The 13,656-nt window shown below is 42.5% G+C and carries 12 protein-coding genes; 8 read left to right on the forward strand and 4 right to left on the reverse strand.

Annotation, left to right across the window (positions count from 1 at the left end):
- Positions 1–35 precede the first annotated feature (35 nt).
- The gene (locus A3860_RS37170; RefSeq protein ID WP_081155668.1) at positions 36–1,682 is read right to left on the reverse strand and encodes a vitamin K epoxide reductase family protein; all 1,647 of its coding nucleotides are present in this window, start codon (positions 1,680–1,682) and stop codon (positions 36–38) included.
- A gap of 463 nt (positions 1,683–2,145) precedes the next feature.
- Between A3860_RS37170 and A3860_RS37175 the strand changes: the two genes are divergently transcribed.
- Genes A3860_RS37175 through A3860_RS37185 form a run of 3 tightly spaced genes read left to right on the forward strand, consistent with a single transcriptional unit; the run spans position 2,146 to position 6,552 of the window.
- Complete coding sequence (locus A3860_RS37175) at positions 2,146–4,332, forward strand: peptidase domain-containing ABC transporter (RefSeq protein ID WP_081155669.1); 2,187 nt, start codon at positions 2,146–2,148, stop codon at positions 4,330–4,332.
- A 16-nt stretch (positions 4,333–4,348) separates the two neighbouring features.
- Positions 4,349–5,689, forward strand: coding sequence for an HlyD family secretion protein (locus A3860_RS37180; protein ID WP_081155670.1), 1,341 nt, complete (start codon positions 4,349–4,351; stop codon positions 5,687–5,689).
- A 2-nt stretch (positions 5,690–5,691) separates the two neighbouring features.
- Entirely contained in the window at positions 5,692–6,552 is an 861-nt protein-coding gene (locus tag A3860_RS37185; RefSeq protein ID WP_081155671.1) for a beta-1,6-N-acetylglucosaminyltransferase, read from the forward strand.
- A 3-nt stretch (positions 6,553–6,555) separates the two neighbouring features.
- Here the strand turns inward: A3860_RS37185 and A3860_RS37190 are convergent, their stop codons facing one another.
- The 3 genes from A3860_RS37190 to A3860_RS42190 form a co-directional block, all read right to left on the reverse strand.
- Complete coding sequence (locus A3860_RS37190) at positions 6,556–7,164, reverse strand: CDP-alcohol phosphatidyltransferase family protein (protein ID WP_081155672.1); 609 nt, start codon at positions 7,162–7,164, stop codon at positions 6,556–6,558.
- A complete protein-coding gene (locus A3860_RS37195) occupies positions 7,152–8,441 on the reverse strand; it encodes an MFS transporter (protein WP_081155673.1) in 1,290 nt (429 codons plus the stop codon). Before A3860_RS37195 ends, A3860_RS37190 begins: the two co-directional genes overlap by 13 nt.
- 94 nt (positions 8,442–8,535) lie before the next feature.
- Entirely contained in the window at positions 8,536–8,667 is a 132-nt protein-coding gene (locus A3860_RS42190) for a hypothetical protein (RefSeq protein WP_262497357.1), read from the reverse strand.
- Positions 8,668–8,958: 291 nt separating this feature from the next.
- Here A3860_RS42190 and A3860_RS37200 point away from each other — a divergent pair, with 291 nt between their 5' ends.
- From A3860_RS37200 to A3860_RS37220, 5 genes are all read left to right on the forward strand, one after another.
- Complete coding sequence (locus A3860_RS37200; protein WP_081155674.1) at positions 8,959–9,729, forward strand: acyl-ACP--UDP-N-acetylglucosamine O-acyltransferase; 771 nt, start codon at positions 8,959–8,961, stop codon at positions 9,727–9,729.
- A 67-nt stretch (positions 9,730–9,796) separates the two neighbouring features.
- Positions 9,797–10,030 (forward strand): hypothetical protein, encoded by a 234-nt coding sequence (locus A3860_RS37205; RefSeq protein ID WP_081155675.1) that lies wholly within the window; start codon positions 9,797–9,799, stop codon positions 10,028–10,030.
- Between the two features lie 43 nt (positions 10,031–10,073).
- On the forward strand, positions 10,074–11,555 hold the full coding sequence (locus tag A3860_RS37210; RefSeq protein ID WP_081155676.1) for an amidohydrolase: 1,482 nt from the start codon (positions 10,074–10,076) through the stop codon (positions 11,553–11,555).
- Positions 11,556–11,740: 185 nt separating this feature from the next.
- The gene (locus A3860_RS37215) at positions 11,741–12,118 is read left to right on the forward strand and encodes a hypothetical protein (protein WP_081155677.1); all 378 of its coding nucleotides are present in this window, start codon (positions 11,741–11,743) and stop codon (positions 12,116–12,118) included.
- Positions 12,119–12,247: 129 nt separating this feature from the next.
- Positions 12,248–13,648 (forward strand): TolC family protein, encoded by a 1,401-nt coding sequence (locus tag A3860_RS37220; protein ID WP_081155678.1) that lies wholly within the window; start codon positions 12,248–12,250, stop codon positions 13,646–13,648.
- Positions 13,649–13,656: the final 8 nt, after the last annotated feature.

A 13,656-nucleotide genomic window follows, 5' to 3' on the forward strand; every position in this document is an offset into this window, starting at 1 on the left:
TTTGATAAGAAATATTTCCCTCCATTGTACCATGGTTAAACAGAAAGAAAATATTTTAGATCTGTTACATTATACATTTTTGGCAACTGATAGCCGTTTACAAAAAAAGTGGGGGTAAAATCTATCCTGTTTTCCATACACCAATGCTGCATACGTTCTACTTTGCTGACCTGGTCTTGAATTTCGCCATTCAGCGGGTACATTTTTTCGAACATTTCATAGTCTTTTATATTTCTCATATACCAGTTATCCAACGCCTCTCTTGTTATTGTTTCATCGCCTTTTTCAGCTATCGCCATTAAGTGTCTTGCTACAGGTTTTCTTATATCATCTTCTTCGTTGGCTGTAAAAAAAATAATTTGTACCTGCAAATCAGGATTATTGGCCAGGAGACCATCTATGATCTTATGAGATTCGGAACAGGGTTTGCAATATGGATTGCAAACCTTAACAATCCGGGTAGTTGCGTTTCGATTCCCCAACAGCAGCCCCATCCCCTCCACTGACCTATCTATACTTCTTTCCCGAACCAGCAATGTTTCAAATATTTTGGGACTATGTTTAAGCCGTTGCAATTGAAGCTTGTTGCTTTTACTTTGTTTGGCCGAACGGTACGCCGGCTCCAGCAAACTTACTGATACAAAAGGGACAAGAATTGCTACAACAACCGGAAGCAGGATGTAAGCAGACAGGGCTTCATCAACCGGTATGGCCGTATGCCATTCTGCTATAATGGAAGTGACCAACTGCAGGAGTAAAATAAATTGTACTGACAGGCATAGCACACACCATTGTTTTATCACGCGCCATTGATAAAAAACAGAAAACAATATGTAAGGCGCTGCCATTGCATTGAGCCAGGAGATAACAAAAAGCGCCCTGGGATTGGTTATACCCCAAAATAGTAACAATAATATTTGTGCGGAAAAATAAGTAAACCCAAGGGTAGCCCAACTGATACCGGCTATTTTAGCCCCCCTTGAATTAAGCACCGCTCCACAATTGATCTTATTCGTGGGGCGACATATTTTTTGAAGAACGGGCGTATACTGATCCAGCTCGAATAACAGCAGTAATACGCCAACGACTGCTCCCGCAAGTGTAAGTATTGACATTGAAAATGGGAGCAAAGCATTCATTCCCTGTTGGGCAAAACTAAATACACCGTAAACAAGAAACACAAGAGGTAAACAAATTGAAATAGCCGCAAGAAAAAACTGTTTATTATTCTCCTGCCTTATTTTCTTGTTGTAATCGATTTCACCAGCACCTTCTTCTACTTCCGCCATTAAAATAACGCCTGAACTTCTTTCATAAAAGTCATCAGCACCACAAGTTTCCCACCTGGCATTCTCATGATCGTAATATCGAACAGCACCATTGTTTATTGAAGAAACTACCGCAAAATAATTGACAGGTCTTTTTATACCTCTTAGGTTGGTAATAAACGGAGTGGGCACTTCAAAAAAACTGTTTTTGTCGAAACTGGCTGAAATATTAGAGATCCCATAGCTATTCAGCACATCGCTAATACTTAAAAGACTTGGATAATCAGGATGTTCTTCAATGTCTTTTGTAAGTGAGGCATTCGTTATTTTAACCCGTAGCAGATCAGCAAACAATTTAGCGGATTCAAAGCAATTGGTTTTAGGCTCAAATAGCTTATAGATAATGTTGAACATCACTTGCACTTTTAAAATTTACAGAAAGAGGATATGCAATAACTATCCATTTGAATATTCTCTTAAAGAATATCCAGCGATTCAAAATGACAATACCTGATCATGCATGTTACAACATGCAATCACTACAACTGATTAATTTTTCCCGAATGTTTACGCTGTCTGATTAACGGCTTAGGTAAGTCGGATGCTTTTTATTACTTTTATTTCCCCGATTGTTGAAGAGTTTGTTACCGGGTTGAATTGAATTGAAATTTCTACTCTTGTACAACAATGATCAAAAAACTTCTTTCTGGTTTCTTTCTGTACTGAAGTTATTAGTTTTTTTCGTTTCCCAAAATTTTTTTTATTCAACCAGTTTGTTAAAACCGTGACAAAAGATACATCCTGGTCATAAGGCTGATCAAAAAAAATTACTATCCTTAAGAATTGATAAAAAGAATTAATCTAAAAAGAAAAAAGAATGTCCTTTACACATTATAAGCAATTAAATGCTATGGACTGCGGTCCTACCTGCCTGCGAATGGTGGCAAAAAAATATGGGAGGCATTATAATGCAGAAACCCTGCGGCAAAAAACCGGATTTAGCAAAAGAGGAACTTCTCTTTTAGGAATAAGCGAAGCCGCTGAAAACATTGGATTCAGGACAAGAGGCGCTCAAATATCATTCGATAAATTACAGATGGTTCCTTTACCTGCAATTCTACATTGGTCAAGCAACCATTTCGTAGTATTGACTGATATTAATAAAAGGAAGGCCACTATAGCAGATCCGGCCTTAGGCATTTTAACGTACAAAAAAGGAGAGTTCCTTCAATATTGGATATCTAACAAAGCTGCATACGCCGGCGGTATTGGAACAGTATTGCTGCTTGAACCAACACCCGCATTTTTTGAGTCTGAAAGTGAAAAAGAAGAAAGGGTGACCTGGAGTTTACTTACCAGGCATCTTACACCAGGCAAGTGGCAATTAATGCAGGTATTAATGTCTTTACTTACAGGGATGTTACTCCAATTGATATTACCATTCCTGAGCCAGAGCATGGTTGATACGGGCATCAATACCGGCAACTTACAATTTATAACCATTGTATTGCTTGCACAACTGGCGCTTACTTTAGGAAGCACTATCAATGAGTTTATCCGAATGAGGCTTCAAATGCGCATTTCCAATATCATTAATATTTCTCTGCTCTCCGACTTCTGGATAAAAGTAACAAAGCTTCCGGTATCTTATTTCACTTCGCACCATACCGGTGATACACTGCAGCGCATAGGCGACAACAAAATAGTACAATCATTTCTTACCAGCCAGGCATTGTCGATGTTAATTTCAATTTGCAGCTTTTTTGTTTATGCCGTTATTCTGAGCTTATACAGCATCCCCTTATTTGTAGTTTTCTTTACCGGCAATCTGCTTTATTTTGGATGGATACGGCTCTTTCTTCGTTTTCGCAGAAAGATGAACTATGCAGGCTTTCATCTTTCCAGCAAAATGAATAATACAACATTGCAGCTCATTCAGGGAATGCAGGAAATTAAATTGAATAACGCCGAACAATTGAAACGCTGGGATTGGGAAAATTTGCAGGTGCAGCAATTCAAACTTAATTACAAAAACCTTAACTACGATCAAATTCAAAATATTGGCGCCTTATTTATTAGCCAGGGTAAAGACCTGATACTAAGTTTTATGGTTGCTCAAATGGTAGTTCAGGGACAGTTGACCCTGGGTACGATGATAGCTGTTCAATTTATCATCAGCCAGTTAAGCGGACCGGTTTCTCACCTGGTCAATCTTGCTCAAAATATGCAGGACGTGAAAATAAGTCTCGAAAGACTTAATGACATATACAAAATAGAAGACGAAGAACCTGCGGGTAAAACTTTTATAACCCAATTGCCACATAATAAAAGTATCAATTTAAGCCGTGTGTCCTTTACTTATAAGGGCGATGGCAACAAGCCGGTATTGGAAGATATTTCATTATTGATCCCCCAGGGCAAGGTAACTGCAATAGTTGGCATAAGCGGGAGCGGCAAAACAACACTTTTAAAACTATTATTAAAAATTTACGACCAGTATAATGGAGAATTAAAGGTTGGCGGAGCTGATCTTAAGCATATAGGACATTCTTTCTGGAGAAATCAATGTGGAGCAGTATTACAGGACGGATATATTTTCAATGATACAATCGCCCGCAACATTGCAGTAGGCGACGAATACATTGATGAAGACAGGCTTTTACATAGCTGCCAAATGGCAAATATCCTTTCTTATATTGAAACACTTCCCAATGGTTTTAATACCCAATTGGGATCAGAAGGAGTTGGTATAAGCCAGGGGCAAAAACAACGGTTGTTGATTGCGCGGGCAATTTATAAAGATCCCCAATACCTTTTTTTTGATGAAGCAACCAATTCACTTGATGCCAACAACGAAAAGATAATTGTAAAAAATCTGAATGAGATCTTTAAGGGCAGAACCGTTGTCGTAGTAGCCCATCGCCTTAGTACAGTAAAAGACGCCGATAAAATAGTTGTATTACACAACGGGAAAATAATTGAAGAAGGAACGCATACCGAATTAACTTCGATCAGAGGCGCCTATTATGAACTGGTTAAAAATCAACTCGAGTTAGGCAATTAATAATAAAACCTTATCTATGGATAAAAAAGATATCAATGGCGCTTCAAAAGAAACGACCTTTGCCGAAAGTATTAAAGAAACCATCAGTCAGCGGTCTGAAATAGTTCAGGACGTTTTGGACCGAAAACCAAAATTTATTGAAAGATGGGCCTTCCCATTATTCCTGATCATTTTAATAGCCCTGTCAGGCGCTTCCTGGTTTGTTCAATATCCCGACATCATTGAAACAAGGGCGACTATTACTGCAGCCAATGCGCCCAAAGAGATCATGCCTTATCAGGAGGGAAGAATAGTTAAACTATTTATTAAAAACAAGGACATTGTAAAAAAAGGCGATCTGTTAGCCTGGATAGAAAGCACGGCCAATCATGGAGAAGTATTAAAGTTATCGACTCTTCTTGATAGTTGCATAGAATTAATAAGCACAGGGCAAAACGCTGCCGTATCAGAGCTGTTCAATACCAATTTTAACAATTTAGGTGAACTGCAACAGGAATATCGTGGGTTTGTTTCTTCATTGCAATTATTCAATGACTATATCGCAAACGGGTTTTATACTAAAAAGAAAAGGAACATTGAAAATGATATACAGTCATTAGAAGGAACCAGGCAAACAATACAAAACCAAAAGAACCTAACCGAACAGCAGCTTAAACTGGTTGAAGAATCATACAATATGAATAACACTTTGTTCAAAGACAGGATCATATCTGCAGAAGAACTAAGGACACAAAAGGCAAATTTATTAAATAAGCAAATGGATGTTTCGAAAATAGACGCGTCACTGTTTTCCAATGAAGTGCAAAAAAGAGAAAAGCGCAAGGAAATAGAACAGATCGATCACGATATTTCGCAACAGGAAAATATATTTCAACAGGCACTTCTTTTACTGAAAAGCTCGGTTGATCAATGGATAAAGCGATACGTGCTGCAATCACCTATCGACGGAGAGGTAAGCCTTGTGATTCAATTGCAGGAAAACCAGTTTATACAACAAGGCAGATTAATTGGATTTATTAATCCCCGTGACAGTCGTTTTTATGCCGAGACCTATTTGCCACAACAAAATTTTGGCAAGATAGCAACTGGTGCCAAAGTGCAATTAAGAGTAGACGCTTACCCTTACCAGGAAACAGGGATCCTTAATGGGAAATTAGACTATATATCAAATGTCGCATCAGATAGTGGTTTTTTGGCGACCATACAATTCGAAAGAGGTTTGACAACTAATAATAAGTTTACCATTCCCTATAAAAACGGCCTAAGGGCACAGGCTATAATTATAACTAAAGACATGCGGTTATTACAACGCCTCTATTATGGTTTAATTAAATCAACTTCAATAGGAAAAAAGTAATTATGCACCTCAACTATTTAATATTAGCCCATAATAACCTGGCACAATTAGATCTGTTGATTGATTCCCTTGATAATGACAAAACCAGCTTTTTTATCCATGTCGACAAAAAAGTACCTGCAGCTGAGATCAAAAAATACAGGTTTTACAGAAACAGCCGGGTTAAAATTACCGGGAACAGGATCAGTATAAACTGGGCAGGGTTCAGTATGATACAGGCAACACTGCTATTAATGAAAGCAGCAATAGCGGCGAAGAAGAAAGGATATTTCATTTTGCTAAGCGGCCAGGATATGCCGGTAAAATGCAACGAATATATTTATGATCACTTACACGCCAACTATGGAAAAGAATACATTAACTTCTGGACTATTCCATATAGTGGCTGGGGACGCGACGGTGGGGCGCACAGGATCAATTACTACTGGCTTATTGATAAAATAGGATATGAAGAAAGTCATGTTCTTTATATTCTTCAAAGAAAAGTTAACCTGAAGAGAGCATTCTTTAAAGATTTTGCGCCTTATGGCGGATCTCAATGGTGGTGCTTAACGCATGATTGCATTAAATACATATTAAAGTATATCAAATTCAATCCGGTGATCATGGATTATTTTGAATTAACTGCATTTGCTGATGAAATTTTTTTTCAATCAATAGTACTGAACTCTCCTTTACAGGACCATATAGTAAATGATAATTTAAGATACATTGACTTTCAGGATGGGGAATCGCACCCCAAAATATTAACCGCTGATGATATACCTGTCGCAATACGATCTGACAAACTCTGGGCAAGGAAATTTGACTTCCAGCATAACAGCATCATTTTTGAAGAGCTCGCAAATCAATTGAAAACCTAAAAACTAATTGAATAGCTTATATCTTTTAAAGGTTCTTCCCTTCCGCCGTAACCAGGCATGGTAACAGGAAGGGATATCGCATTCCGGCCCGGGCAACAGGGAAGAGATAATGATCCTGTCTATTTGCGATAGTAAACCAGTTACCAAACAAATACGAAACAACCAGAGCGGCTGCGTTCCTGCCAGCAGAAATGTAAAAGTAAAAAGCAACAGAACGCCCCAGGTTTTGGAAAGCCAGTTATGGGCGCAGCCGCTTTTTTTGAACTTCACCAGGTTGATGAGATCCGATACCGGTTCCAGCAAAAACAACACGGCAATAAACCCCAGATGGTCTTTCAGCAATTGCCCGTTCAGCAACCAGATACAAACTCCCGCCGCCAGCCAGAATACAATATCAACATTGGCATCCCATTTACGCAGGCTGTTGGTAGCCACCCCCAGATTGCGCGCAATGATGCCGTCAAAGATATCAGAGATCATTCCGGCCCACAAACAACTCACCAGGAACCAGCCGCTTCGATGGGTTTGCAAAGTGTAGCCAAGCATTACCGGCGCCAACAGCAGCCGGAAGATCACCAGCGAAAAAGGGACCGCTTTTTTTATTTTTTCCACGCTTTATTGATTAGTTGAAGGAATATAAAACCAATGACAAAGAACAGGCTCAACGTAGCCACGCTCGAGCGCATGGAGCCCGTCATGTATTCCATTAACCCAAATAAGAACGTGCCTATCACCACGCCTATTTTGTCGAGCACATCATACAGGCTGAACCAGGTGGCATATTCATCCTTTTCTTTTTGAATGAGGGTGGCAAACAAGGAACGCGACATAGCCTGGGTTCCACCCATCACCAGTCCTACCAGGCAGGCCATAATATAAAATTGCGTACTATTTTGTACCGAATAGCCGATGAAACAAATAAGCACCCAGAACAATACGGATATTTTTACCGCCATCAAATTGCTGAACTTTTTTGAGACCCATACAAATACATAAGAGCCGGCAATGGCCAGCAATTGCAGTATGAGTATAACACCGATCAAATGGGCCGTAGTAAGATTGAGTGTTTTAGTGGCAAATACGCTCGACATGCCCATGATAGTGGTAACACCCATATCGTAAAAAAAGAAGGCCAGCAGGAACAGCGCAATAATGCGGTGCTTGCGCGCCTGGCGAAAAGCCTGCACAATGCGCGCATAAGACTGAACAATTATTTTAAAACTGATAGCATGATGCTTATGATCGGGCGGCAGTCCCTTTAATGAATAGGCGGCAAATAACAACCACCACATTCCAATAAAGACAAATGAAAGCCGCACCGGGATGGCGGCGTGGATTTGTTCGGATGAGAACCCGATGGTTCCGGCAAATTGAATGATAAGCAAACTGATCACCAATGCGATCATGCCACCCAGATAGCCCCAGGCAAATCCTTTGGCACTTACCGTATCGTATTGTTCGGGACCAGCAATCTCGGGTATATAGGCATTATAAAACACCACACCAAGGCTATAGCAAACACTGGATATTATAAATAATGCAGCAGTTAACAGGATCTGTTGAGAAGTTGAAAAATACAGCAGGGCGCAACTGATGGCCCCGATGCCCGAGAAGAAGGTCATGAAAAATTTCTTGCGGCCGGCATAATCTGCGACAGAACCAAAAAGCGGACTTAAGAACAGCAGGAACAAGCTGGCGAATGAATACATGTAGGCATACAAAACGGAGTTGCTGAGCTTTTGCCACCAGGCCGTACCGTTACCCGCCGTATCAAGACTAAGGAAATAACTCGGAAATATAGCCGAGGTGATCACCAGGGAATAACTCGAGTTGGCCCAATCGTACCAACACCAGGCGTTGATCGTTTGGTTTTCCTTTTTTTTCAACATAAGGGTTAGCGGGCAGGGTTTACCGTTTTTGAAAGAACGATAATAATACAAAAAATGGTGAATAAAAGGATTTTAACATTTTAGAAAACAGCGCTTATTTTCTGTTTATCCGCATATACAAACCGGCTTCGCCAATAAAAACAATATCGTCGAACCGGTTATTCAGATAATCGCGACCGGTATAGGTATGTATCAAAAAGCCAACTTCATTGGTAATAGATGGCATATAAGTGAAATAGGTATGCCAGCCTAAGCGGTACTTATTCTCTAAAGGGAAGTTACCAAGCTCACCAACAATATACTCAAGATCGGTGCGAATGGAGAACTGTCTTTTCCTGGCAATCTTTTCTGAAGCAGAACAGGCAGCTTATCAAAAATGCCAACCTTTTCATTGACAGTTGTTTTCATATTCATTGAAAAAAACATACCCCATCATTTCTGTACTGGGGTTCACATTGATTATTAAGTTATTAAGCGTATATTGCCTGATTAATTTTGCCACAAGGAGAAAAACAGCATGATACACCCTTATACGCATATTAAAGACGGCGCTAAACTTGCCCAGAATGTAAAAGTAGATCCGTATACGACCATTTATGATAATGTGGAAATAGGTGGCGGAACATGGATAGGCAGTAACGTTACTATTATGCCCGGCGTCAGGATCGGCACCAACTGCCGCATTTTCCCCGGCGTGGTAATAGCTGCCTTAGAGGGTGAAGAGGAAGTGTATTCAGATAAAATTTGCGTGGAGATCGGTGATAATACCATTATCAGGGAATACGTGACCATTGACCGCCCCCTGAAAGACCCCATTAAAACCACCATTGGTAAAAACTGTATGATCAACGCCTATAGTTGTGTAGGCAGCGGCAGTACCATCGGCAATAATTGTGTTATCATAAATTGTACACAGATCAAGGAATTTGCACGCATAGATGATTGGGGCTGGGTAGCCGGCATGTGCTATGTAAATGAGGATGTGCATATAGGCAAACATGCATTTATTGCAGGCGGCAGCACGGTCGACAAAGATGTGCCGCCGTTTGTTAAAGCCGCCCACACCCCATTGGGCTATGCAGGCATAAACAGCACCGGTTTAAAACGCAGAGGATATGCGCTCACCTCAATCAATCATATTCTTGATATTTACCGAAGCATTTTTAATGCCGGACTCACCCTCGAAGAAGCGCTCTTAAAGATTGAAGAGGAATTAATGATGAGTGAAGAAAAAGACGAGATCCTGACCTTCATCCGCAGCAGCCGCAAAGGCATTATTACCAGGTAATATTGGGTGAACCACTTCAAGGCGCCAGTACTGAGGCACAGCTTCTGTGGTCATTAACACCAAAGGCATGATGGTAGCAGCCAAAACAATGGCGTTCTCCTGTATTGACCTGTTTACCCAACAGGCGCTGATCGCAAAGGCAACCGAAGAGTTCAACCAGGCCAAAGGCCCCGGCTTTAAATACCAATCTTTGATCGGCGACCGCAAACCGGCGCTGAATTACCGCGACCAGGGCCCTGAGCGCCCTGCCCGTAGTCGAAAGGTAGCACCCAAAAGCGTTGCGCGAAGTGGAAAAGCTTAACTAAGCGACATTAAATTTATCTTTAGAGAACAACCAGCATAATATGAGAAAATTATTCCTGCTCAACCTGATCATAACAGGGGTACTGGCTCTTCAAAGCGACTTTCTGTACGCACAAAAAAAAGCGACCGGCAATGCCGATGCGCTAAAAACAACCGCCCTCAACGATGTTCAATCGCAGTACGATCTCTACAAAAAAACCGAGCAGCAGATCTGGAGCTATGCCGAAGTGGGTTATAAAGAATACAAAAGCTCCCATTTATTGCAACAGGTTTTGCGCGACAATGGATTTACCGTCGACAGCGGCGTAGCTGAAATGCCTACCGCCTTTGTAGCAACGTACGGTAGCGGAAAACCGGTGATCGGTATACTCGCAGAATTCGACGCCCTACCCGGCTTATCGCAGGACACCAGTCCTGAAAAGCATCCACGCCCCGACATGAAAGAAGTGAATGCCGGACATGGTTGCGGACACCATTTGTTCGGAACGGCCTCTGTAGCTGCCGGGGTGGAATTGAAAAAACTGATCGAAACTGGCAAACTGAAAGGCACCATCAAAGTATATGGCTGCCCGGCGGAAGAAGGCGGTTCCGGAAAAGTTTACCTGGTGCGCGCAGGATTATTCAATGGCGTTGACGTAGTGATGCACTGGCACCCCGGCGACCGGAATGCAGTGAATGCAGGGCGAAGCATGGCCAATATCAGCGCCAAATTCCGTTTTCATGGCATTTCGGCCCATGCGGCCGCTTCACCCGAAAAAGGACGCTCGGCAGTAGACGCAGTAGAAGCCATGGACAATATGGTCAATATGATGCGCGAACATATTCCATCGAGTACCCGTATCCATTATATTATCACCAACGGCGGCAAAGCCCCCAATGTGGTGCCCGATTTCGGTGAAGTGTATTACTATGTACGCAACCAGGACCGTGAAATAGTGCGCAGCGTATTTGAAAGAGTGGTGAATGCCGCCAAAGGCGCCGCATTGGGAACCGGCACTACGATGGATTATGAAATTACCGGTGGCGTATACGATCTGTTACCCAATATGGTATTGAGCGAAGCCATGTACAAAAACCTGGTTAAAGTAGGGGGCGTAACCTATACGGCAGCAGAAGAAGCCTATGCAAAAAAAATACAAACAAGCTTCGATTTTAAAGCCCCTGATGTTGAGGCAGCCAGCAAAATAGACAGCCTGAAAGCCGATACAAGCGGTGAAGGGTTCGGTTCTACAGACGTAGCCGATGTAAGCTGGACGGTGCCTACCGTGGGTTTAAGCACCGCCACGTGGGTACCCGGCACACCGGCCCATAGCTGGCAGGCGGTAGCCGCAGGCGGTATGGAGATAGGCGCCAAAGGCATGATCAATGCCGCCAAAGCTATTGTACTTACCGGCATCGATCTGTTTACACAACCAGCGTTGATCGGGAAAGCTACGGCTGAATTTAACCGGGCAAAAGGCGCCGGTTTTCAATACAGACCCATGCTGGGCGACCGTAAGCCCGCATTGAATTACCGGGATTGACCAACAGCAGTTTGTTCCATTCAAATATGGTGATCGTAAAATGGCCCCGAACAGGGTCATTTTTTTGGCGGGAAAGATGCGCCAACAACGATTATTTTATTAACAGATTGTTATTGACAACGGTTCCCGCCCGTTAAATTACCAGGGCGTAGCCGGGGTTTTGATTTTTTTTATAATTTTACCGCATGCAGCGTGTAAAGCTCAGGTCTGTATTAGGAAAATCCGGCATATTGGGGGTGTATCTACTTTTCTTACTGGTTCAATTAAACCTGAAGTATACCCTTCCCAATGCAAGCGACATAAACATAGTTGCGGCTGCCGGCAATGACCTCAACAGTGCAAAAAGCTGCAAGTACATTTCTCCCTCAGATAAAAAGTTGTCGGTTTTACAGCCCCAGCTTAACAAGCGTTACTTTCATCAGCAGGTTTATCAGCTTAATCATTTACCCAAACACATCGCTGTTGCTTTTGCTGTAGAACGCAAACAATTCATTCACCCCGTTCCCACCTTACAAAGCTTTAAACAGCTACACTCCCCTTTTCGAGGGCCACCTGTTGCCTGATCTCTTACTGATTATCTTACTATTAATTCCTGTTATTAAAGACTGGCATGCGCGCCCCTTTATGCAGTAAAATACTGCCTAAGCGGCCAATTCATTCCCATCAGGCATGTGGCATAAACTTTCATCAGCATGGTACTATTAAAAAAAGCGCATCTCATTTGCGCTTATTGCTCGTTATCGTTTATTTATAGTTCGGTACAGGCCCAAACGTCAGCTGCTGTGCCCGCATTAAAACTATTACTCGACCAGGCCAATGAGCGGTCGCCTTTTCTGCGTGCCGATTCAATGGCTATTTTAATACGGCAGGCACAGCAACATGCAATAACCTATAATTGGTTGCCCGATCTCAATGTTGGTATGCAGGCCGATATAGGTACCAATAATAATATGCCCGGCGGCTATTTTTCTTATGGCATGGTACCCGGTAATTCAAAGGTACGCGCCATCGGCAACTCTTCTTCTATACTCACCGACCTGGCTATTGCCGCTGTTGATTTCACGATCTATGATTTTGGCGGACGCAAAGCGCAACAGCAGCTGGCTGCGTCTGATGTGCAGGTGGAATTATCAAAATTCAATCAACGGAAATATCAATTGCAGGCCCTGGTGATCGACAACTACCTGCAATGGCTTCGCATTGAAGACCTGTTGGCTATTCAACAATTAAATATTCAACGGAATATAGAAATACGGCAATCGGTGATGGCCCTTGCCCGCAGCGGCGTTAAAGCCGGTGTTGATACCAGCATTGCAGAAGCGGAGATCTCGAAATCACGGTTGAATTATGTTGAGCTCAAAGGCCAGCGGCAACAATACAAGCTGATGCTTTCGGCCATTACGAGTATACCCACTGAACAATTACAACCCGATACCGGGTATGTAAACAAACTGGTTGAACACAACCAGGCGCCGCCATCCATTGATACTGCCCTGGCGACCCATCCGCTGATCACTTATTATAAATCGCTTTACCGCAACAGCCTTGAAAAGGAATCACTGGTAAAGAAGAGCTACTACCCCAGCGTTTCCTTACAGGGCGCGGTATGGGGGCGTGGCAGCAGCATCAACCCCACCACCGATGAGTTCCGCAAGCTGTCGACCGGTATTGGGTTGGAACGCGGCAATTACCTCGTTGGCGTTGGCATTAAATACGACCTGTTCGATCTGAAACGGAAACAATTACAATTAAAGACGCAGCAGGCCTATACCAATTATGCCGAAAAGCAATTGCAGGAACAGGAGATGCTGTTATCGCTTAGTGAGAACAGGCTCGATGCCCAACTGGTGACCGCCGGCGAACGATTGCAGGAAATTCCGCACCAGCTGGCAGCAGCGCAGGCCGCTTACCGGCAAAAACTTTCTTTATACAAGAATGGCCTTACCGACATTTTAGAACTCAATTCAGCCCTTAACGTGCTATACCGCGCCGAAACCGACCTTATCATGGCGAAATACCTGTATTGCAAAACACTGTTTGAAAAAGCCATTGCAGCGAACCAGGTACAATCACTTTTACGCATCACCAATTAACCCGGTAT

This window comes from Niastella vici, from assembly GCF_002077945.1.
Classification (GTDB): Bacteria; Bacteroidota; Bacteroidia; order Chitinophagales; family Chitinophagaceae; genus Niastella; species Niastella vici.

Bases quoted from the DNA above. Each gene is read 5' to 3' on its own strand.
- A3860_RS37170 (WP_081155668.1), bottom strand. From the start codon at position 1,682: ATGTTCAACATTATCTATAAGCTATTTGAGCCTAAAACCAATTGCTTT.
- A3860_RS37175 (WP_081155669.1), top strand. From the start codon at position 2,146: ATGTCCTTTACACATTATAAGCAATTAAATGCTATGGACTGCGGTCCT.
- A3860_RS37180 (WP_081155670.1), top strand. From the start codon at position 4,349: ATGGATAAAAAAGATATCAATGGCGCTTCAAAAGAAACGACCTTTGCC.
- A3860_RS37185 (WP_081155671.1), top strand. From the start codon at position 5,692: ATGCACCTCAACTATTTAATATTAGCCCATAATAACCTGGCACAATTA.
- A3860_RS37195 (WP_081155673.1), bottom strand. From the start codon at position 8,441: ATGTTGAAAAAAAAGGAAAACCAAACGATCAACGCCTGGTGTTGGTAC.
- A3860_RS42190 (WP_262497357.1), bottom strand. From the start codon at position 8,667: ATGCCATCTATTACCAATGAAGTTGGCTTTTTGATACATACCTATACC.
- A3860_RS37200 (WP_081155674.1), top strand. From the start codon at position 8,959: ATGATACACCCTTATACGCATATTAAAGACGGCGCTAAACTTGCCCAG.
- A3860_RS37205 (WP_081155675.1), top strand. From the start codon at position 9,797: ATGATGGTAGCAGCCAAAACAATGGCGTTCTCCTGTATTGACCTGTTT.
- A3860_RS37210 (WP_081155676.1), top strand. From the start codon at position 10,074: ATGAGAAAATTATTCCTGCTCAACCTGATCATAACAGGGGTACTGGCT.
- A3860_RS37215 (WP_081155677.1), top strand. From the start codon at position 11,741: ATGCAGCGTGTAAAGCTCAGGTCTGTATTAGGAAAATCCGGCATATTG.
- A3860_RS37220 (WP_081155678.1), top strand. From the start codon at position 12,248: ATGGTACTATTAAAAAAAGCGCATCTCATTTGCGCTTATTGCTCGTTA.